The following is a 20,169-nucleotide window of genomic DNA, read 5'->3' as shown; positions in this document are numbered from 1 at the left end:
CGACGAGCCTACGTTGCCGGTCCTTCGCCACCGACGGCGGAAGAGCGCAAAATCGGCGGGTGGTCGGGGTCGGGAATCTGCTGCGACCAGCCGCCGGGTACCGCGCGTCCCTGCTGCTCACGGAAGCGGACGGGCGCCATGCCGACGCGGCGCGTGAAGAGCCGCGAGAAGTACGCCGGGTCGTCGTAGCCGACCCGGCGCGCGACGGCCGCCACCGGCAGCTCCGTGGCGGCGAGCAGCTCCTTGGCGCGCCCGAGACGGATGCCGAGGAGGTAGTCCTTGGGACTGCAGCCCGCGCCCCGGCGCACCGCCGTGCGCAGCTCCGCGGGCGTCATGCCGTGCCGTGCCGCGTGCTCGGCGACGGAAAGTGGCTGGAAGGCGTCGCGGGCGAGCGCCTGGAGCACCGGGTCGCCGTCGGGGGCGATGTCGGCGCGGGCCCGGCGGAGCGCGACGAGGAGTTCGTGGACGGCCGCGCCCGTCTCGACCTCCAGGAGCGGGTTGCCGCGCCGCGCCGCGCGCGCGATGCGCCCGACGGCGGCCCGCGCGCCGGTCGCGTCGGAGAGCGGCACCACCGGCCGGGTGGGTTCGATGTAGCCGAGCTCGGTGTACGTCGCCGTGGCGGGCCCCGTGAAGTCGACGAAGCACTCGTCCCAGCCGCTCTCCGGGTCGGGCCCGTAGTGGTGGCGCACTCCGGGGGTGAGCCAGATCAGGGCGGGCGCCGTGACCGTCGTACGTCTGCCGTCGGGCCCCTGGAACCAGCCGCCGCCCGCGCTCACGACCACGGCGACGTGGTGGTCGAGGGTGCGCGGGCCCACGGTCGGCAGGGCGCCGTGCTGCAGGCCGACCCCGAGGCAGGCCAGGCCGAGGCGGTGGTGGGCCGGGCTCGGCGTGAAATACCGCATCCACGTGTGGTACATCCGCTTGTGCCCCTTCCGTCCGGGCCGCGGCCCCGCTCGCTGCGTCCAACCCGCCTAGATCTTTGTCCATGGACCCTGCTGCCCGCCAGAGGTGATCGTGGCTGATCAGTGGTGAGCGAGAGGGATTCAGGGACACGATGAACGGCTTCAGGGTGGGCGAGGACGATTTCGAACTGGACGGGCGGCCCGTACGGCTGCTCTCCGGCGCGCTGCACTACTTCCGGGTGCACGAGGCGCAGTGGGGCCACCGCCTCGCGATGCTGCGCGCGATGGGGCTCAACTGCGTGGAGACGTACGTCCCGTGGAACCTGCACGAGCCGCACCCCGGGGAGTTCAGCGACGTCGAGGCGCTCGGCCGCTTCCTGGACGCCGCCCACGAGGCGGGCCTGTGGGCGATCGTCCGGCCGGGACCGTACATCTGCGCCGAGTGGGAGAACGGCGGCCTTCCGCACTGGCTGACGGGCGCGGTGGGGGCACGCGCGCGTACCCGCGACACGGAGTACCTGGGGCACGTGGACCGCTGGTTCGGCCGCCTCATGACGGAGGTCGTCCCGCGCCAGCACGACCGGGGCGGACCGGTGATCATGGTGCAGGTGGAGAACGAGTACGGCAGCTACGGCTCGGACCAGGTCTACCTCCGCCACCTCGCCGACCTGCTGCGCTTCGAGGGCGTGACCGCACCGCTGTTCACGTCGGACGGCCCCGAGGACCACATGCTCACCGGCGGCTGTGTCCCCGGCGTCCTGGCGACGGCCAACTTCGGCTCGCAGGCCCGCACGGCCTTCGAGACGCTGCGGGGGCACCGCCCCAAGGGGCCGCTGATGTGCATGGAGTTCTGGTGCGGCTGGTTCGACCACTGGGGCGCCGAGCATGTCGTGCGGGACGCGGCGGATGCCGCGGACGCGTTGCGCGAGATCCTGGAGTGCGGGGCCTCGGTCAACCTCTACATGGCGCACGGCGGCACGAACTTCGCCGGGTGGGCGGGGGCGAACCGGGGCGGTGGCGCGCTGCACGACGGCGTCCTTGAGCCGGACGTCACGTCCTACGACTACGACGCGCCCATCGACGAGTTCGGGCGCCCCACGGAGAAGTTCTGGCGCTTTCGCGAGGTGCTCGCCCCGTACGCGCAAGGACCGCTGCCGGAGCTGCCCGCGCCACCGCAGCAGCTCGGGGCGCCCGCGGCGGCGGACCTCTCCCGGTGGGCGCCGCTGTCCGCGGTCATGGAGTCGCTCGGCGGCCCCGATGCGGAACACGCCGTACCGCCCACCTTCGAAGAGCTCGACGTCGACCGCGGCCTGGTCCGGTACACGGTGACGGTGCCGGGCCCGCGGCGGCCGTACCCGCTGAGCGTGCGGGGGCTGCGGGACCGGGCCGTGGTGTACGTGGACGGGGTGCGGGCCGGTGTCCTCACCGAGGAGGAGCCGTCCCTCCCCGAGCCTGTCGCGGGGCACGCGCGCGTGGAGCTGTGGGTGGAGTCCCTGGGGCGGGTCAACTACGGGCCGCGGACCGGCGAGACGAAGGGCATCACCGGCGGGGTGCTGCACGAGCGGCAGTACTTGCACGGGGTGCGGGCCCAGGGGCTGCGGCTGGACGCGTTCTCCTCGGCGCAGGCCGTGCGGGGGGTTCCGGCGTCCTCAGAAGCAGCGTCGGGCCGCCCCGGCCTGTACCGCGGCACGGCAGAGGTGCACGGCCCGGGCGACGCCACGCTCCAGCTTCCCTCCTGGACGCGGGGGTTCGTGTGGGTGAACGGCTTCAATCTGGGCCGCTACTGGTCGGCGGGTCCGCAGACCTCGCTGTTCGTTCCCGGTCCTGTGCTGCGGGAGGGCGTGAACGAGGTGTGGGTGCTTGAGCTGGAAGGGACGGAAGGGGAAACGGTCTCGCTCGCCCCGGTCCCGCCGGAGAGGCAGTAAGTACCGTTCCGCCGGAGAGGCTGTGAACAGCCTCTCCGGCTCCCTCAGGTCTCCTCAGACCTCCCGCACCTCGAAGGCGTCCAGGACGAACTCCGCCGTGCCGTCGTCCCCGCTCTTGCGCAGCCCGACCCACGCCTCACCCTTGGCGGGGGCGGTGAACTCGTACGTCAGAGCGGTCGGCTCGGTCGCCACGGGCAGCTCCTTGCGGTCGATCTCACGAGCCGCGGGTTCGTCGACGGCGGTGATCCACGCGTACTGCCCCGCCTTCTCGTTCTCGTACCGGAAGGAGACGCGGTAGCGCTTGCCTGCCTCGAAACGGGCGGTGTGCGGGACCGTGCGGTAGACGAGCCCGGCGTTCTCGCCACGGGACTTGAGGGACTGCGCGCCGTCGATGACGTCGTCGATGACCTTGCCGTTCCAGCCCCGCTGGGTGAACGGGGCGTGCCGCTGCGCGATATGCGTACGCGGGTCGGTGACGTCTCCGGCGTCCCCCTTCACGAACGGCCCCCATCCCTGCGGCACGTGCTCGAAGTCCTCGGCGGCGAGCGTGCCACCACCGGGGGCGCCCGCGCCCGTGGCGGAGACGATGCGCACGTTGTCGAAGCGCACGCGCGCGTGGCCCGCGTCGGCCCGGAGCGTCAGCTCGGCCGTGCCGCCGCCGTCGGGGACGGTGAAGGGAACGGACATCCGCTGGAAGCGGGTGCCGTGCTTGCGGTCGGCCGCCACGTAGTTGCCCGCGGTGGACGTCCGCGTCCAGTTGGCGGCGGTGACACCGTCGGCGGTGCGCACCTCCAAGGTGGCCTTCCGCTCGTCTCCCGCCTTCTCCCCGACCTCGACCTGCACGGAGGCGACGTACGCCCCTGCCTTCAGACGCCGCAGCCGCTGGCCGACGGCGGCCTTGCCGCCCGACGCGATGACGAGTTCGTGGTCACCGAGCTTGCTGAGCTCGACGGAGGCCGGTCCGGAGACCTTCCAGCCGTGCAGGGAGCCGGAGTTGAATCCCGGGTCGTACAGAGGCGTGCCCTGCCCCCAGCCGGGATCGGGCACGGCGGCGGCACGCGAGCGGTACAGGACGTAGGGCTGCTTGGCCTTGGCGTCGAGGGTCACCTTCCCCCCGCGCACCGGAACATCGGCGACGAAGACGCGCCCCTGATCGGTGAGCCGGTACAACGCGACCTTGCCGAGCCCGGACCACCCGCGCGGCAGCTGCCAACTCCCCTTTCCACCCTTCGGGTTGTAGTGATAGAGCTTCGCGGGATCGGTGGCCTTACGGGGTTCCCAGGGAAGCAGATAGCTCCCCCCGTCATAGACGACACGGCCGTCGGTGACGACCCGACGGGTGCCTCCGGTGTCGGAGACCTTCGTCTGCCCTTCCCCGAAGAAACTGATCTCGTGCTCGCCCCACGACTTGATGGGATGGGCCTGGAGATACTTGGCGGGCAGCGAGTCGGTCCAGATCAGATCGTAGAAGTAGGCCCAGTCGGTCTTCCCGACCCACCCTTCGAAATTCCCCATGCGGGCGATGCCCAGAAGGGTCGGCCATTTGTCGGCGAAGACGTCCTTCTGATGGTTGCGGATGAAGCGGATCAGCCGCGAATTGATGCCGCGCGACGTATCGGGACCGTAATCAGGCTCCGTCGCCCAGTGCGACCAGACGGACGAGCGCTCGAAGCCGTGCCCCCACTCGCTGGTGACGATCCAGCCCTGCTCGCGCAGGGCGCGCTGAAGCCGGTCGGAGTTCCACCCGGACTCCCGGAACACATCGATGTAAAGAGCATTGAGCGCACCGTCGGCATCGCCCCGAAGGTCGGCGAACCGCTCGATGATGTCACCGGACACCAGGTCACGCCGCTGATCGATGCGATAGCTCTGATCGAGCCAGTCCCACTGCTCATTTCCCTTGTCGACGAGCTTTTCGGAGAACGAATTCGCGACGGGATAGGACTCGGTGGCATTCACATGCACACTGAAGTCGCTGTTCCACTTCTTGCCTTCCCTGACCAGGGTGTTGAGGTCGTCAAGACCGCCCGCGCGCGTGTTGTAGTTCCCCGCGTAGTCGGGGTGCGCGGAATCATGCCCCTCCGACTGATAGCCCTTGAGGAGCGTGTACTGCCGCAGGCCGTCCGTGGCCAGGTGGATCCGCTTGACGTTGTCGAGGGTCGCGAGGAACGGGTTCGTGGCCTGCGAGGCGAAGTTGAACGGAATGTGCGGGACGACGCGCAGATGCTGCTCGTCCGCGCCCAGCGGCTTCACCATGATGTCGCGGAACGCGATCGCGGCGTCCTGCCAGTCGACCTTGCCGTCGCCGTTGCGGTCACCGGTGACGACGACGGTGGCGTACGGAAGGGGCTCGGTGTCGCCGACGGCCGCGGTGGCCGCGCGGTGCGTCCACTGGCCAGGGGTCAGCCGGGCCTCCACGTACCCGCTCCTCTTGACGGTCTCCCGCCAGAGCCGGCCGTTGTCCCAGGTGGTTCCGGCCTCGGTGGTGGGCTTGTCGTAGACGGTGTTGGTCTCGACGGCGCCGCCCAGCGCGTCGTGCGCGACGACGGCGTAGGCACATCCGGTGGCCGCCTCGGCGGCGGTGTCCGGCGCGAGCCTGACCTCGGTGTCCCCGCTCTTGGCCTTGTCGAGCTGGATCTTGGCGGCGAGGAGGGTGGCGCCGGGCTGATCGCTCCGCACCGCGAGAAGGGCGAGCCCGGGGATACGAAGGGTGCCGACGCGCAGGTCATCGCTGTCGTCGATCTCCGTGACCCGCCACTGCACTTGACGCCCCTTGAGGGCGATCTCGACGCGGATGGTGGCGCCCCCGTCGAGGGCGAGGAGATACGCGACCCGGTCGTCACCGGTGGCGGTGACGGTCACCTTCGGGGTGTGCGTCACGTCGTCCACCAGGAGCGTGGTGACGGGCTCCGACTGTGCGTGCAGGACCGCCTTGGTGGCGCGGTCGGTGTACGAGATGACGCGGGGGAAGTCGGTGGCGACGCGTACGTCGAGGTCGGCGGAGCGGAGGACGGCTTCGCCCGCGGCCGCGGGCCTCGCCGAGGCGGGTACGGCGCCCCCGAGGCCGACGGCGACGGTGACGCCGGCCAGCGCGCCCGTGGCGACTACGGTTCTGCGGCTCGGGCCGGACGTGTCTGACGGCTGCATGGCACCCCTCCGTGGGACGGATCTCGGTGCGGTCACCCTGCGCCGGGAGGGACTTCTGCGCCCATGGACAAAGGCGACCCAGGTCTTGGACTAACGCCACCCCCTACCTGCCGGCGCCACACAGCCCTCTCCCACCCACCAGCCCGATTACGCCGCAGCCACCACCGATTGGCTGCAGTCGGCGACGCTCGTGAGGGGACGTGCCGGTATGTCTGCCCGGAGCACGGTTCGCAGGACTCCGGCGCCGAAGCAGCCCCGCAGCGCCGCAAGCACGAACGCGGGGCCGGACCGTCAACCGGTCCAGCCCCGCGTCCCAGCGTGCGGCGTGCGGCGAAACTCAGAGTTCCGACGCCGCCTTCTCTATGTCACCTGCGAACGTCGACACCTCGGTGTACACCCCGGGGAACTTGGGCCGCGCGCACCCGTTGCCCCAGCTCACGATGCCCACCTGGACGTACTCCCCGGCCTCGTCCTTGCGGAACATGGGGCCGCCGGAGTCACCCTGGCAGGTGTCCGTGCCGCCCTCGGCCAGCTTGCCGGCGCAGAGCTCCTCGCCGGGCGTGAGGTCCGCGCCGTACGCGGCCTCGCAGTCGGCGTCGCTCACGAACGGGACCTTCGCCTTGAGGAGGTAACGCTGCTGCTCGCCACCCTCCTTGTCGGCGCCCCAGCCGGCGATGTCGAAGTCGCCGTTGTTGAGCTTGTCGTCCTTGGCGATCTTCAGCGTCGGCTGGTCGATCTTCTTCTCGAGCTTGATGAGCGCCCAGTCCTTGCCCTTGCCGTCGTAACCCGGCGCCTGCAGGACCTTGGTGGACTTCACGGTGATCGCGTCCGGGCTCTCCAGGTCCACGACACCACCGGTGGCGGTGATGCTCGTGTTGTCGCCCGAACCGTCCACGCAGTGGGCGGCGGTCAGCACGATGTCCTGGGCGTACAGCGCGCCGCCACAGCCCATCGACAGGCGGACCATGAACGGGAATTCACCCTGCTCGGCGGGGGTCCCGCCGACCACGCGCTCACCCGGCGTGGGGCCGGGGTGCGGGGCCGCGGAGGCGGCGACGGGCTGGAGACTGACGGCGGCGAGGGCGATGGCACCGAGGGTGGCGGCTCTCTTGACTCCACGCAGCTTGGTGTTCAACGGGCTTCCCTTCGTGGGGGGTTCGTGGGGGGTTGCACGCGTCCGCGGACCCACTCCCTCCCCCCTCCCTCCCCGCAAAAGCACGGGAACGACGACGAGAATGGCATGAGCCCGCCAAAGCGTTGTTGCGGATTATGGAGATCGGTGTCCGCATAGAGCAAGGGGCGGTTTTCGGCCACGGACCCACGCGTGGGCTGGTTCCGGGTGCGGGAGTGCGCCTTACAGTGGAATCGAGTTGAGGTGAGCCGAGACGACTCGCTCCTGCTCGACACGGGCCGACACGGGGCCGACACGACTCGATGCGACTCGATACGACGCGGACATCTCCTGGGGGGTGCGCACGTGACGGACGGCGGGCCTGTGGTGCACGGCTACCCCCACCTGGAGACGGTGCGCTCCGCGATCACCGCGCTCTACAAACGCCTGTCGTACGACACCGTCCACACCTTCGAAACCAGCATCACCCCCGCCGACGTCGCCTTCTCCGACCAGGACGACCTGCATCTGGGCGTGCAGCGCGTGGCCCGCGAGATGGTGCGGCACCTGCGGCTGCCGGACGCCCGCGTGATCGTCAGCTTCCGCGAGATGGAACACGCGGCGTACGTCGAACTCGCCGCGGGGCCCGAGTACTTCATCGAACTCAACGACCGGTTCCGCACGCACCGCAGGGACATCGGCGCGGCGCTCGCCCACGAGGTCATGCACGTGTATCTGCACCGGCTTGATCTGGCGTTCCCCGGCACACGCGACAACGAGATCCTCACGGACACCGCGACCACCTACCTGGGGGCGGGGTGGCTCCTCCTGGACGCCTTCCGGGAGGACGGCGCATCGTCGCAGAAGCTCGGCTATCTCACGCCGGAGGAGTTCGGGTACGTACTGGCCAAGCGGGCCATCGCCTTCGGGGAGGCACCGGAGACGTGGTTCACCAGCGCGCAGGCGTACACCGCCTACACGAAGGGGCTCGCGCAGGCCCGACGCGACGAGCAGCAGCCGCCGTTGACGGCTGCGGGGTGGGCGGGGCGGCGGCGGTACGCGAAGGACCGGCGGTACGCGCAGGAGCGTGGCTCCGGTGGAGCGGGGGTGGCGCCCCGGGGCGGTGCGTACTCGTTCACCCCACCGTCGCGGGGTGGCGCCGAGCCGCTGCGGGTCTCGTTCCCCTGCCCCACGTGTCAGCAGCGGATCCGGTTGCCGGCTCGGGGGCGGATGCGGGCGCGGTGCACGTTGTGCCGGACGGTGCTGGAGTGCGACACGTAGGGCGCGTGCGTGCTTGCGGTGCCGCTGGCCCCAGTGCCGCTAGCCCCAGTGCGCGGGGCGCGTCAGGGACTGCGGCAGCTTCGTCTCCGCGTCGCCCTTCGCCGCGTTCACCTGCGACTGGGTCAGGAAGATGCTGCCGGTGAGGTCCGCTCCCCGCAGGTCCGCGTCCCGGAGGTCCGCGCCGATCAGGTCGGCCTGGCGGAGGTCGGCACCGCGGAGGTCGGCGGCGATGAGGTAGGCGCCGCGGAGGGTGACACCTCGGAGGTCGGCGCCCTTGAGGCGGGCGCCGAAGAGGTCGGCGCCGCGGCGGTCCTTCTTCTTCTGGCGGATGCCTGTACGGACGAGTTCGCTGGTGCGGAGAAGGAGGATGCTGATGTCCTCACGGTGTGCGGCCACGTCTGTCTCGGCGACGGTGGCGGGGGTGCCCTGAGTGAGGTGCTCGGTCTTCTCCAGCGCGCTCTGGAGCTCGGCCCTGATCGGGCGGGTCTGCGGCAGGGTGAGCGCCTCGGTCAAGTACCAGAGCAGTTCGTGGAGTTGGCGCATCACCGGGAACACGTCGAACATCTGGCGGGCCGTGTCGGGGTCCTGCCGCCAGTCGGTGCCGCCGTAGGTGGTCTGGGAGACCTTCTGGCCGGCGCCGAAGCAGTCGTAGACCGTGCAGCCGGAGAAGCCCTTCTGGCGCAGCTTCTGGTGGATGCCGCAGCGGAAGTCCTGCTGGAGGTTGGTGCAGGGGGTGCCTGCGGCCTTGTTGACGGGGAAGTCCGAGGACTTGGAGAAGGTGAGGGCCACGCAGCAGAGCCCGAAGCAGTTGCCGCAGTCGGCGCGCAGGTCGTGGCGGTCGTGGCGGTCGTCGCCGGCCAGGGGCAGCGGCCGGCGCTGGGGCTGGGCCTCGGCCTGGGGGCGCTTCTCACTCATGGGGCCTCCCTCAGGCCGTGGCTGGTGCTGCGGGGCCGGTCCGTCTGTGGGGGCGGGGCCGCGGCGGTATGTCCGTCCTCGCTATCGTCCGGTGGCCGCGCTTGCTGCTTCGGCCCCGGAGCGCCGCGAACCGTGCTCCGGGCGGACATACCGCCACGCCCCCTCACGAGCGCTCCCGACTACCGGGCAACGGGTGGGCGGGCGGGAAAGCAAGTTCGTCCAGGGTCGGATGCGGGGTGAACGGGCGGGTGGGCGGGAAAAGCCTGTTCGTCCAGGGTCGGATGCGGAGTGTCGGGCGGGTGGGTGGGAGAGGCCCGCCCGGCGGCGGGGAAAGGCCCCGCCGCCAAGCAGGCGCTACGCCGCCCGGCGCCCCGCGCCCCCGCCGCTACGACGAGCACGCCCGGCGCCACCGCCCCCGCCGGAGGGGCGGCCCTGGCCACCACCGGAGGGACGACCGCCACCCTGCGACTGGGACCGGGGCTGGCCTCCGCCCTGGGAGGACTGCGACTGCCCCTGGGGGCGAGACCTCCGCTGGCCCTGCCCCTGGCCGCCACCGCTCCCGGCGGGCCGCCTCCGCCCCCGCTGCGGCGAAGCCTGCTGCTGCTGGGGCACCTCGATGACCACCGGCACCCCGGACGGCTCCCGCGCACCGGTGATGCGGGACAGCTCCTCGTCCGTGGACTTCACTCGCGCCGTCTTCGGGCTGATCTCCGCGTCGGACATCAGACGCGTCATCTCCCGCTTCTCGTCCGGAAGGACAAGCGTGACGACACTGCCGGACTCACCTGCGCGGGCCGTACGGCCGCCGCGGTGCAGGTAGTCCTTGTGGTCGGTGGGCGGGTCGACGTTCACGACCAGGTCGAGGTCGTCGACGTGGATGCCGCGGGCCGCCACGTTCGTGGCGACAAGGGCGGTGACCTGCCCGGTCTTGAACTGGTCCAGGGTCCGGTTGCGCTGCGGCTGCGAACGGCCGCCGTGCAGACCGGAGGCCCGTACGCCGTTGGCGAGCAGCCGCTTGGTGAAGCGGTCCACCGCGCGCTTGGTGTCCAGGAACATGATCACCCGGCCCTCTCGGGCGGCGATACGGAGGGCCACGGCCTTCTTGTCGGTCTCGTCGGCGACGTACAGGACGTGGTGTTCCATCGTCGTGACCGCGCCCGCGGACGGGTCGACCGAGTGCACCACCGGATCCGTCAGGAACATCCGGACCAGGCGGTCGATGTTCTTGTCGAGCGTGGCGGAGAAGAGCATCGTCTGGCCGCCCTGTTCCACCTGCTTCAGGAGCGCGGTGACCTGCGGCATGAAGCCCATGTCGGCCATCTGGTCGGCCTCGTCGAGGACCGTCGTCCGCACCTGCGAGAGATCGGCGTCGCCGCGCTCGATGAGGTCCTTGAGACGGCCGGGGGTCGCCACCATGATCTCGGCGCCGCGGCGGAGCGTGCCCGCCTGCTTGGTGATGGAGAGGCCGCCGACCACCGTCGACATCCGGAGGTTCACGGACGTCGCGTACGGCGTCAGGGCGTCCGTCACCTGCTGCGCGAGCTCACGCGTGGGGACCAGGACCAGGGCGAGGGGCGAACGCGGCTCGGCGCGGCGGCCCGCGGTGCGGGCGAGCAGCGCGAGGCCGAAGGCGAGGGTCTTGCCGGAGCCGGTGCGGCCACGGCCGAGGATGTCGCGGCCCGCGAGGGAGTTGGGGAGCGTGGCTGCCTGGATCGGGAAGGGCTCGGTCACGCCCTGTGCCGCCAGCGTCTTCAGAAGGGCCTCGGGCATGTCCAGGTCGGCGAACGCCTCGACCGAGGGCAGCGCGGGCGTGATGCTCTCGGGCAGCGCGAATTCGCCGCCGACAGGCCTCGGCTTGGCGCGGCCGGGCTTCTTCGCGGCGCCCCTCGCCTGGCCGCCGCCGGCCACCGGGGCCTTTCCGCGTGCGTTCGTGGAGCGCCCGCGGGCAGGACGTGCGGGGCGTTCGGAGCGATTCATACGGAAATGCCTTCCTGGACCTGGTGACAGCACAAGCCGGGACCCGCACCTTTCCGGTGCGGGCCCCGGCTATGAGGTTCGCGTGCTACGACGATCAGGCGGGAACGATGTTCTCGGCCTGCAGGCCCTTCTGGCCCTGCGTGACGTCGAAGGAGACCTTCTGGCCCTCGAGGAGCTCACGGAAGCCCGAGGACGCGATGTTCGAGTAGTGGGCGAAGACGTCGGGGCCGCCGCCGTCCTGCTCGATGAAGCCGAAGCCCTTTTCTGCGTTGAACCACTTAACGGTGCCAGTTGCCATGTCAATCTCCTCAACAGGGGCAGAGTAAGGAAAACCACGGAATTGTGGATTCCAAGCGCTGCAATGACCCCCATCCCGGAGAGACCGGAGAAAAACAATAATGCGCCTTCGGAACATTCCCGTCAGGCGCACATAAAGTTCATGGGTACCAAAACTGCGACGCATAAGCCTAACACGGACGAGGGACCCCTCGTTTCAGGGTCCCCGCGGGCCGGGCGGGGAGGGAGCGGACCCCCCTTACTCCACTCGCCGCGCCACCGGCGGGGCGGACCACCGGGGCCAGATACCTGGCGCACGCACCTTCCTCCTGTCAGGGCACCCCGCTACCTTCAACCAAACAATCGCTTGGTTGAGCGACGAGTGGCCATGGCGACCGCTACCGAGGAAGGCGGCCCAATGCGCATCACCCGCACACGTACGGCGGTCGGAGTCGCGGTCTCCGCGCTCGCCCTGGGCACCCTGCCCGCCTGGGCGGCCCACGCCGAGCCCTTTGCACCCGAGCGCGGCACGGCCCTGCACGCCCCGCAGCACCACTCCCGCCCCGCATCCGACGGCGTACGCCAGATACCCCTCCAAGGGGCCGTCAACGTAAGGGACCTGGGCGGCTACCGCACCTACGACGGGGAGCGCGTCCGCTACGGCCAGGTCTTCCGTGCCGACGCCCTGGCGAAGCTCACCGACGCCGACGTGGCCACCCTCGGCGGGCTCGGCCTGAAGAAGGTCGTCGACTTCCGGGTGCCCGCCGAGGTCCAGTACGACGGGCCCGACCGGCTGCCCGCCGGACTCACCCCGACGTCCCGGGCCATCAACGACAACGGCCTCTTCACGACGCTGATGACCGTGATCGGCTCCAGGGATCCGGTCAAGCAGGAGGAGATGCTGGGCAACGGCAAGGCGGACGCCTTCATGCGCGAGGTCTACCGCACCTTCGTCGCCGACGGCGCGAACCGCGCGCAGTTCGCGGCGACGCTGCGCGACATCGCCCACGGCGGCAAGAAGTCACCGCTGCTCTACCACTGCACGGCGGGCAAGGACCGCACCGGCTGGACCAGTTATCTGCTGCTGCGTGCCATCGGCGTCCCCGAGCGGACCGCCGTGGGCGACTTCCTGGCCTCCAACACCTACCGGGCCGCGTACGACGCGAAGGTGCGCGAGGGCCTGAAGCAGAGCGGTCTGATGCAGAACCCCGATCTGCTGATCCCGCTCCAGGAGGTCCGCACCGGCTATCTGGAGACGGCGCTGGACGAGGTGAAGGACAAGTACGGGAGTCTGGGCGGCTATCTGAGGAAGGGACTCGGGCTTGATACGCGGACGATTCTCGCGCTGCGGGAGCGGATGGTCGACTAGGTCACGCCGTCACGATGCCCTGCGCCCGCGCGGCCGTGAGCCAGGTCGGGAACTCCCCCACCAGCTGGTCGTACAGCCGGTCGTCCGGCACGGTCCGGGGGTCGTGACCCGCGTGGAAGAACCCCGCGTTGTCGACGGCGCGCTTGGCGGGGACGGCCAGTTCGTCGAGCTTGCGAAGGTAGTCGAACTGCTTGCTCTTCGCGTCACCGAACCCGATGAACTGCCAGAACAGCGGCAGCTTCGACGCCTTGCACAGATACCGCTCGGCGGCGAGCTTGTTGATGGGGCCGCCGTCGGTCTGGAAGACGACCAGGGCCGGTGCCGTGGAACCGCTGTCCACGTAGTGGTCGATCACGGCATCCATCGCCAGGTGGTAGCTGGTCTTTCCCATGTGGCCGAGCCCGGCGACGATCTCGTCGATCCGCCCGTGGTGCCGGTCGAGCGCGATCTCCGTGACGGCGTCGACGTCCGTGGAGAAGAAGACCGTGGGCACGGTGCCGTCGTCGTCGAGGTTCGCGGACAGGCCGAGGACCCGGTCGGCGAGGGCTTGGACGGTGCCGTCCTTGTAGTACGGCTTCATGGAACCGGAGTAGTCGACGACGAGGTAGACGGCGGCGCGCTCACCCTCCAGGCCGTGCTTGCGGAGGCTGACGCCCGCGGACTTGTAGAGGCTGACGAGGGCGGGCGCCGCCTCTTCCACCTTGCTGAGGCTGATCGCCGGTCCCATGTGCCGCTCCACTCTCCCGTCCGTCCGTTCCGAGGAGCCGAGGTTACGGGAGAGGCCGGTGGTGTGAAGTGATCTCCTACGGACTTGAGGGCAAGGCCGTCCTGATCACCGGTGCGGGCCGCGGGCAAGGGGCGGCCGAGGCGCGGCTCTTCGCGGAGGCCGGGGCGCGGGTCGTCGTCACGGACGTGCGGGAGGAGGAAGGGCGCGCTGTCGCCAAGTCCCTTGGCGGGCAAGGCCTCTTCGTACGCCATGACGTCACGGAGGCGGAGAGCTGGGCGTCGGCCGTGGCGGCCGGCCTCGAGGCCTTCGGCCGCCTGGACGCGCTCGTGAACAACGCGGCGCTGTGGCGGACGGCTTCCGTGGAGGACGAGACGTACGAGAACTTCGAGACTCTGGTCCGGGTCAATCTCCTTGGCCCGTTCCTGGGGATCCAGGCGGTGCTGCCCGCGCTGCGGGAGGTGGGCGGCGGTTCGATCGTGAACGTCTCGTCGACGGCGGGGCTCGTGGGGATACGGGGGCATGCGGCGTACGGGTCGACGAAGTTCGGGTTGCGGGGGCTGACGCGGAGCGCGGCGCTGGATCTGGCGGGGTACGGGGTGCGGGTCAACTCCGTGCATCCGGGGGCCGTCGACACCCCGATGATCTCCTCGGCCTCCGCCGGGCGGGACTGGTCGCACCTGCCGCTCGGCAGGATGGGCCGCCCCGAGGAGGTCGGGGAGCTGGTCCTCTTCCTCGCGTCGGAGGCGTCGTCGTACATCACGGGAGCGGAGTTCGCGGTGGACGGCGGGTCGACGGCTGGGTAAGGGCGGTCCCTGCGGGGCTTTCCCCAATCCCGCCCCTTCCCGAAACTGGGGCTCCGCCCCAGACCCCGACAAGATGGCCTCAAACGCCGGCCGGGCTAGATATAGCCCGGCCGGCGTTTGAGGACGAACTCGGCGGAGCCGCCAATAGATGCAGCCGGGAAGGGGCGGGGTTGGGGACAAGAAATCGCCCTTACCCCACCTGCCCCTGAAACGCCGGCAACTCAAAGATCCGCGTCTTGGCCTCATCGTCCATCAGCTCGACCAGCGGCATGACCAGCTCCCACAGGTCCTGCTTGTCCACCTCCAGGGCAAGCGCATCCAGGTCAGGCGCGGGCAGCGCCCCCGCAGCGTCGGCGACGACCTTGCGGGACTCCTCCGGCAGCACACCCACCAGCGGCAAGAACTCCGCCCACAACCCAGTCGCCACCACCGCCCGGACCACCCCGCCAAGAACCCCCGCATCCCGCAGGGAAGGCAGCACCGCGACGGCCCGCCGCTCCTCGTCCCCAAGGAGCGCGACCAGCGGCAGCAGCGACTCCCACAGGTCCTGCTCCGCCACCGTCACGACCAGCGAGTCGAGCCGGTCCTGCGGCTGCGCGGCAGCCAGCGAGGCGATGCGACTCCGCTGCTCGCCCGTCACCATGCCGGCAACGGCCAGCGCCTCCGGCCACAGCCCCTCCCCCGACGCCGACGCGATGACCGACGCGAGCCGCTCCGCGCCCATCAGCTCGATGATCTGGCCGAGCCGCTGCGGCACGTCGATCGTGAAGCCGGTCCGCAGGACGGCCGCGTCGTCCACCTGCGGCAGGATCCGGCTCAGCGAGGAGTCCCGGAGGTAGCCGACGAAGCGGCCCATCGTCAGGTGGTCGCCCCGCTCGGCGAGCGCCACCGCGATCCGCACCACCAGGCCCTCGTCGAGCCGGTCGACGATGCCCTTGATCCTGCGCGGGTCGAGATGCCCGCACGACTCCGCCGTGAACGGCACCGGCAGCTTCTCGATGATGTCCGCGGCCCGTGCCGGTTCGAGGCGTCCCGCGACCCCTGCGGCGAGCCGCGGGCCCAGCGCCTTCTGCGAGATCGCGGCCGCGACCCCGGCCGGCACCAGCTTCGTCGCGGACGCGATCCGGTCCAGCATCTCGGGCGTACGGTCGAAGAGCGCCGCGACGCAACTCTCGCGGAAGCGGCGTACGTCCTCGACGGGAAGCGTCGCCAGGAAGGCGAGCTCGTCCGGCTCCACGTCCAGCAATCGCGCGATCTTCAGGGTCTCCGCCCTGTTCCGCAGCTTGTCCATGGCCTGCTCCCTCCCCATCCCCTAGCGGAACAGAATCCGGCGTACGGGACCCCGGGCGAGGGCGGGCACCAGCTTCAGCGCCTCCTCCGCGGCCTCGTTCAGGCCCGACGCGCGGCTCTCGCGTTCCCGCTTCAGCGCGTCGGCCAGCAGAGTCAGGCGCTCGGGTGCCAACTGCCCGAAGGATTCCGGTGGTTCGTCCCGCAGCTCCTTGCTCAGCTGCTCCCGCGCTTCGGTGCTCATAGGGCCTCCCATGACCATCACGACCGGTACGGATCGCCCCCGAGACTGATGCGAAATTGACTATTAGTCAATAGAGTCGGATCCGGAAGGCGCGCTACCGCAAAACCACCCGTAATCTTGTGCGAATGAAACGTGCAGGCCTCCTTCTTCTCGCCGTCGCCCCGGTCGCCACGGTCGCGGTCTACCTCCTGGGCGGAGACTCGGACAGCGATGCCTCCGGAGCCGACGGGATGCCTTCCGGCACCCAGCGTCCGTACGACAAGGACAAGTCGGCGGCCGAGATCGAGGCCGACGACGAGCTGATCGCGGACCTGCCTGCCGGCCTCGCGGCGCCCGCCAAGAAGGAGCTGGCACAGAAGCTCGTGACGAGCGCGGAGAACTCCACGCTCAACTGGCGCGGGCAGTACGGCTACATCGAGGACATCGACGACGGGCACGGCTATACCGCCGGGATCATCGGCTTCTGCACCGGCACGCACGACCTGCTCACCCTCGTCGAGCGGTACACGAAGGACCACCCGGACAACGGCCTGGCCCGCTATCTGCCCGCCCTGCGCAAGGTCGACGGCAGCGACTCGCACGAGGGCCTGGACCCCGGCTTCACCAAGGCCTGGAAGGCGGAGGCCGACGAGCCCGCCTTCCGCAAGGCCCAGAACAGCGCGCGCGACCGCATCTACTTCGACCCCGCGGTCCGCCTCGCCAAGCTCGACGGGCTCGGCACGCTCGGCCAGTTCATCTACTACGACGCGATGGTCCTGCACGGCCCGGGCACAGGACCGCGCGGCTTCTACGGCCTGCGCGAGGCGGCGCTGAAGGAGGCGAACACGCCCGCGCAGGGCGGCAAGGAGAAGGCGTACCTCGACATCTTCCTGGACATCCGCCGCACGGCGATGAAGTCCGAGAAGGCGCACCGCGACACGACGCGCGTGGACACGGCGCAGCGGCAGTTCCTCTACGACGGCAATCTGGGCCTGAAGACACCGCTGACCTGGAAGGTGTACGGGGAGACGTTCAAGGTTCCGTAACCCCGGAAACCCTGAACGCCTCCCCCGGGAGCCCAGCCCTCAGCCCTTGACGGCTCCCGCCGCCAGGCCCGAGCCCAGCTTCCGGTGCACGATCACGAAGAAGATCATCACCGGCACCGTGACCAGCGTGGAGCTGGCCATGACCGGGCCCCAGGCCGTGGAGTTCTCACCGAAGAACTGGTAGATGCCCACGGCGGCCGTGTACTTGTCGCTGCCCTTCATGAAGGTGTACGCGAAGACGAACTCGTTCCACGCCGTGATGAAGGCGAAAATCGAGGTCGCGACGAGTCCGGGCGCCACCAGCGGAAGCAGCACCGAACGGAACATCCGGAACCAGGACGCCCCGTCGATGTACGCCGCCTCCTCGACCTCCTTCGGCACGGTCTGCACGAAGCCGCGCAGGGTCCAGATCGCGAAGGGGAGCGAGAGCGCGACGTAGACGATCGTCAGGCCGAGCAGCGAGTTGAGCATGTCGTAGTCCCGCATCTGGATGAAGAGCGGGATGACGAGCGCCTCGAGCGGCACCATCTGCACGATAAGCACCATGATCAGTACGGAGGTGCGGAACCGGAACTTGAAGCGGGCCACCGCGATCGCCGCGAAGAGCGAGAGCACCCCGGCGGCCAGGATCGTGCCGAAGCCGACGATCGCCGAGTTGAGGAGGTACGTGCCGAAGTTGCCCTTCTCGAACACGTAGGTGAAGTGCTCGAAGCTGAAGCCGCTCGGCAGCACGTCCGAACCGCGGGTGACCGCCTTCGGGTCGAGTGCCGTGGAGATCATCCAGTACACGGGGAAGAGCGCGAAGAGCAGGAGCGCGGCCACCGCGACGGGAAGGCCGATGCGCGCGGCGAGTGTGGTGCGACGGACGCTCACTGGTCCTCCTCCCCCTGCCGGAACAGCGTACGGATGTAGACGATCGTGATGGCGAGGAGCAGCAGCGTGAGCAGGACCGCGGCTGCCGCGCCCGTGCCGTAGTCGTTCTTGGCGAAGGCCTGGATGTACGAGAAGACGCCGAGGTTGTAGACCTCTTCGTTGGCTCCGTCGCCGCCCGGCATCAGATAGATCTGGGTGAAGACCTTGAAGTCCCAGATGGTGGAGAGGATGGTCACCACGAGGAAGACGGGCAGAATCGTCGGCACGGTGATCTTCCAGAACCGCTGCCAGGCGTTGGCGCCGTCCAACTCCCCTGCTTCGTAGAGCTCCTTGGGGATCGTCATCAGGCCCGCGAGGACGGTGATGGCGACGAACGGGAAGCCGTGGTGGACGACGTTCAGGGTCGCGATCGCGTAGAACGGCCCCCGCTCGGTGAACCAGTTGGTGGTCTCGGGATCGATGAGTCCCATCGAGCCCGCGATCTGGCTGACCATGCCGTCCTGCGGCTGGAAGAGCCAGATCCAGACGTACGTCCCGGTGACGGCCGGCATCGCCCAGGCGGCGAGGACCGCGATGGAGCAGATCAGCCGCCAGGCCGGGCCGAGGCGGTTGAGCAGCAGCGCGACGAGTGTGCCGAGTGCGACGGTCAGGCCGACACAGGCGATGGCGAAGAACGCCGTGTTGGGCAGGACCGTCTTCCACAGGAGTGCGCTGCCGAGCAGGTCCGTGTAGTGGTCGAAGCCGGTGAACGTGCCGACTCCGCCGCCGAACTTGACGGCGTAGTCCTGCATCGAGAGCTTGCCGACCTGGATCAGCGGCCAGAGCAGCAGGCCCGCGAGGACCAGGAGGGACGGTGCGAGGAGCAGCCACGGCCGGGCGAGGCCGACCAGCCTCTTCTTGCGGAGGGCTGCCGTGTGTTCGGGCCGGGTGGCGGGGCGGCGGTCCGTGGCGTCTTCCTTCGGTCCGCCGCCGACGAGCGTGTCTTTCACAGTGCCGACTCGCCCCTGCCTACTTGTCCTTGGCGAAGATGGCGTCCATGTCCTTGGCGGCCTTGTCCGCCGCTTCCTGGACGGAGGACTTGCCGGTCAGGATGGACTGCACCATGCCGGGGATGACCTTCGACGCCTGGATCTCGCCGTACGCCTTGGTCTTGGGGACGGTCGCGCCGGCCTCCAGCATCTGCTTGGCGAACGGCTCGACCAGCGGGTCCTTCTTCGCCTCGATCTTCTTCAGCTCGGAGTTCTGACCCGGGAAGTAGTTGGTCTCCTCGGCCCACTTGGCCGCGAAGTCACCGGTGGTCAGCATCTTCACGAACTCCCAGGCGAGGTCCTTCTTGTCCGTGTTGAACGTGGACAGGTAGGAGCCGCCGAGGAACGACTTGCTCATGCCGCCACTCTGGCCGGGGATCGGCACGGCGCCGAGCTTGCCCTTGAGGTCCGGGTTGGCCTCGACGATGGCCTTCGGGGTCCAGTTGCCGTTGACGGACATGGCGACCTCGCCCTTGCCCCAGGCGTCGCCGACCTCCTTCTCCGTCCAGGTGTTGACCTTGGCCGGGGAGACCTTGTCCTTGGTGGCGAGGCCGGTGTAGAACTCGATACCCTTCACGGCCTCCGGGGAGTTGATCCCCGACTTCCACTTGCCGCCCTGCTCCGTGGCGAGTTCGCCTCCGGCGCCCCAGATGAAGGGGGTGGCGAACATTTCGGCGCCGCCCGCGACCGGGAAGGGGATCATCTTGGGCTCCTTGTCCTTCAGCGTCTTGGCCGCGGACTGGAGCTCCTTCCAGGTGGTCGGTGCCTTCAGGTCGTGCTTCTCGAAGATGTCCTTGCGGTAGACGATGCTGCGTACGCCCGCGTACCACGGCATGCCGTACTGCTTGCCGTCGAGCGTGCCCGCGTCCGCGAGGCCCTCGACGAGGTCGTCGTTGAGACCCGACTTCTTGACCTCGTCGGTCACGTCGACGAGCGCGTCGGTCTCGGCGAACTGCGGCACCCAGGTCGTACCGACCTCGGCCACGTCCGGGACCTGGTCCGCGCCGCCCTCGATGGCGGTGGTGAACTTCTTCTGCGCGGTGGCCCACTGCTGGTACTCGACGTGGATCTTGGCGCCGGTCTTCTTCTGGAACGCCTTCTCGGCCTCCTTGAAGAAGGGCCTGGCGTCGGGGTTGGTCCCCTCCATGATCCATACGGTGAGGGTCTTGCCCTTGCCGTCGGTGGCCTTGTCGCCGCTGTCGCTCCCGTCATCGCTGCCGCATGCCGTCGCGGTCAGTCCGAGCGTCATGGCGATACTTGCCGCGATGACCCGTCGCTT

The 20,169-nt window shown here is 69.7% G+C and carries 17 protein-coding genes; 5 read left to right on the top strand and 12 right to left on the bottom strand.

Translation table 11 applies throughout. The features are described 5' to 3' along the window. Positions 1-8: 8 nt before the first annotated feature. Positions 9-917 carry a helix-turn-helix domain-containing protein gene (locus M4V62_RS31090; protein ID WP_249590509.1) on the bottom strand — a complete coding sequence of 303 codons (909 nt, stop codon included), beginning with the start codon at positions 915-917 and terminating at the stop codon, positions 9-11. 137 nt (positions 918-1,054) lie between these two features. Between M4V62_RS31090 and M4V62_RS31085 the strand changes: the two genes are divergently transcribed. Then, positions 1,055-2,827 carry a glycoside hydrolase family 35 protein gene (locus tag M4V62_RS31085; RefSeq protein ID WP_249590508.1) on the top strand — a complete coding sequence of 591 codons (1,773 nt, stop codon included), beginning with the start codon at positions 1,055-1,057 and terminating at the stop codon, positions 2,825-2,827. 54 nt (positions 2,828-2,881) lie between these two features. Here the strand turns inward: M4V62_RS31085 and M4V62_RS31080 are convergent, their stop codons facing one another. Beyond that, complete coding sequence (locus M4V62_RS31080) at positions 2,882-5,974, bottom strand: endo-alpha-N-acetylgalactosaminidase family protein (RefSeq protein WP_249590507.1); 3,093 nt, start codon at positions 5,972-5,974, stop codon at positions 2,882-2,884. A 337-nt stretch (positions 5,975-6,311) separates the two neighbouring features. Continuing rightward, complete coding sequence (locus M4V62_RS31075) at positions 6,312-7,109, bottom strand: S1 family peptidase (protein ID WP_249590506.1); 798 nt, start codon at positions 7,107-7,109, stop codon at positions 6,312-6,314. A 342-nt stretch (positions 7,110-7,451) separates the two neighbouring features. Between M4V62_RS31075 and M4V62_RS31070 the strand changes: the two genes are divergently transcribed. Continuing rightward, entirely contained in the window at positions 7,452-8,366 is a 915-nt protein-coding gene (locus M4V62_RS31070; RefSeq protein ID WP_249590505.1) for a hypothetical protein, read from the top strand. Positions 8,367-8,405: 39 nt separating this feature from the next. Here the strand turns inward: M4V62_RS31070 and M4V62_RS31065 are convergent, their stop codons facing one another. The 3 genes from M4V62_RS31065 to M4V62_RS31055 form a co-directional block, all read right to left on the bottom strand. Further along, positions 8,406-9,281, bottom strand: coding sequence for a pentapeptide repeat-containing protein (locus M4V62_RS31065; protein WP_249590504.1), 876 nt, complete (start codon positions 9,279-9,281; stop codon positions 8,406-8,408). Positions 9,282-9,635: 354 nt separating this feature from the next. Further along, positions 9,636-11,258, bottom strand: coding sequence for a DEAD/DEAH box helicase (locus tag M4V62_RS31060; protein ID WP_249590503.1), 1,623 nt, complete (start codon positions 11,256-11,258; stop codon positions 9,636-9,638). A 94-nt stretch (positions 11,259-11,352) separates the two neighbouring features. Continuing rightward, a complete protein-coding gene (locus M4V62_RS31055) occupies positions 11,353-11,556 on the bottom strand; it encodes a cold-shock protein (RefSeq protein ID WP_160504463.1) in 204 nt (67 codons plus the stop codon). A 396-nt stretch (positions 11,557-11,952) separates the two neighbouring features. Between M4V62_RS31055 and M4V62_RS31050 the strand changes: the two genes are divergently transcribed. Further along, positions 11,953-12,903 (top strand): tyrosine-protein phosphatase, encoded by a 951-nt coding sequence (locus M4V62_RS31050; protein WP_249590502.1) that lies wholly within the window; start codon positions 11,953-11,955, stop codon positions 12,901-12,903. 1 nt (position 12,904) lies between these two features. Here M4V62_RS31050 and M4V62_RS31045 read toward each other — a convergent pair whose 3' ends face one another. After that, on the bottom strand, positions 12,905-13,630 hold the full coding sequence (locus M4V62_RS31045) for a vWA domain-containing protein (RefSeq protein ID WP_249590501.1): 726 nt from the start codon (positions 13,628-13,630) through the stop codon (positions 12,905-12,907). Between the two features lie 71 nt (positions 13,631-13,701). On the opposite strand from M4V62_RS31045, the gene M4V62_RS31040 reads away from it, so the two are divergent. After that, a complete protein-coding gene (locus M4V62_RS31040) occupies positions 13,702-14,433 on the top strand; it encodes an SDR family NAD(P)-dependent oxidoreductase (protein WP_249593083.1) in 732 nt (243 codons plus the stop codon). 190 nt (positions 14,434-14,623) lie between these two features. Here M4V62_RS31040 and M4V62_RS31035 read toward each other — a convergent pair whose 3' ends face one another. Both M4V62_RS31035 and M4V62_RS31030 read right to left on the bottom strand, forming a co-directional pair. Then, entirely contained in the window at positions 14,624-15,724 is a 1,101-nt protein-coding gene (locus M4V62_RS31035; protein WP_249590500.1) for a hypothetical protein, read from the bottom strand. Positions 15,725-15,745: 21 nt separating this feature from the next. After that, positions 15,746-15,964: a hypothetical protein gene (locus M4V62_RS31030; RefSeq protein ID WP_249590499.1), complete on the bottom strand. Its 219-nt coding sequence runs from the start codon at positions 15,962-15,964 to the stop codon at positions 15,746-15,748. Between the two features lie 125 nt (positions 15,965-16,089). On the opposite strand from M4V62_RS31030, the gene M4V62_RS31025 reads away from it, so the two are divergent. After that, entirely contained in the window at positions 16,090-16,989 is a 900-nt protein-coding gene (locus M4V62_RS31025) for a chitosanase (RefSeq protein ID WP_249590498.1), read from the top strand. Between the two features lie 39 nt (positions 16,990-17,028). On the opposite strand, the gene M4V62_RS31020 is transcribed toward M4V62_RS31025, so the two are convergent. Genes M4V62_RS31020 through M4V62_RS31010 form a run of 3 tightly spaced genes read right to left on the bottom strand, consistent with a single transcriptional unit; the run spans position 17,029 to position 20,139 of the window. Beyond that, positions 17,029-17,862: a carbohydrate ABC transporter permease gene (locus M4V62_RS31020; protein WP_249590497.1), complete on the bottom strand. Its 834-nt coding sequence runs from the start codon at positions 17,860-17,862 to the stop codon at positions 17,029-17,031. After that, on the bottom strand, positions 17,859-18,851 hold the full coding sequence (locus M4V62_RS31015; protein WP_249590496.1) for a carbohydrate ABC transporter permease: 993 nt from the start codon (positions 18,849-18,851) through the stop codon (positions 17,859-17,861). Before M4V62_RS31015 ends, M4V62_RS31020 begins: the two co-directional genes overlap by 4 nt. A gap of 19 nt (positions 18,852-18,870) precedes the next feature. Next, positions 18,871-20,139 (bottom strand): sugar ABC transporter substrate-binding protein, encoded by a 1,269-nt coding sequence (locus M4V62_RS31010; RefSeq protein ID WP_249590495.1) that lies wholly within the window; start codon positions 20,137-20,139, stop codon positions 18,871-18,873. Between the last annotated feature and the right edge of the window lie 30 nt (positions 20,140-20,169).

The organism is Streptomyces durmitorensis (assembly GCF_023498005.1).
In the GTDB taxonomy this organism is placed as follows: domain Bacteria; phylum Actinomycetota; class Actinomycetes; order Streptomycetales; family Streptomycetaceae; genus Streptomyces; species Streptomyces durmitorensis.
The sequence above is the reverse complement of the archived record's forward strand: the minus strand, read 5'-3'. Positions and strand labels throughout refer to the sequence as shown.

Excerpts from the sequence above, each read along its gene's own strand:
- M4V62_RS31090 (WP_249590509.1), bottom strand. The coding sequence starts at position 917 with ATGTACCACACGTGGATGCGGTATTTCACGCCGAGCCCGGCCCACCAC.
- M4V62_RS31030 (WP_249590499.1), bottom strand. The coding sequence starts at position 15,964 with ATGAGCACCGAAGCGCGGGAGCAGCTGAGCAAGGAGCTGCGGGACGAA.
- M4V62_RS31085 (WP_249590508.1), top strand. The coding sequence starts at position 1,055 with ATGAACGGCTTCAGGGTGGGCGAGGACGATTTCGAACTGGACGGGCGG.
- M4V62_RS31045 (WP_249590501.1), bottom strand. The coding sequence starts at position 13,630 with ATGGGACCGGCGATCAGCCTCAGCAAGGTGGAAGAGGCGGCGCCCGCC.
- M4V62_RS31060 (WP_249590503.1), bottom strand. The coding sequence starts at position 11,258 with ATGAATCGCTCCGAACGCCCCGCACGTCCTGCCCGCGGGCGCTCCACG.
- M4V62_RS31050 (WP_249590502.1), top strand. The coding sequence starts at position 11,953 with ATGCGCATCACCCGCACACGTACGGCGGTCGGAGTCGCGGTCTCCGCG.
- M4V62_RS31065 (WP_249590504.1), bottom strand. The coding sequence starts at position 9,281 with ATGAGTGAGAAGCGCCCCCAGGCCGAGGCCCAGCCCCAGCGCCGGCCG.
- M4V62_RS31010 (WP_249590495.1), bottom strand. The coding sequence starts at position 20,139 with ATGACGCTCGGACTGACCGCGACGGCATGCGGCAGCGATGACGGGAGC.
- M4V62_RS31025 (WP_249590498.1), top strand. The coding sequence starts at position 16,090 with ATGAAACGTGCAGGCCTCCTTCTTCTCGCCGTCGCCCCGGTCGCCACG.
- M4V62_RS31035 (WP_249590500.1), bottom strand. The coding sequence starts at position 15,724 with ATGGACAAGCTGCGGAACAGGGCGGAGACCCTGAAGATCGCGCGATTG.
- M4V62_RS31055 (WP_160504463.1), bottom strand. The coding sequence starts at position 11,556 with ATGGCAACTGGCACCGTTAAGTGGTTCAACGCAGAAAAGGGCTTCGGC.
- M4V62_RS31080 (WP_249590507.1), bottom strand. The coding sequence starts at position 5,974 with ATGCAGCCGTCAGACACGTCCGGCCCGAGCCGCAGAACCGTAGTCGCC.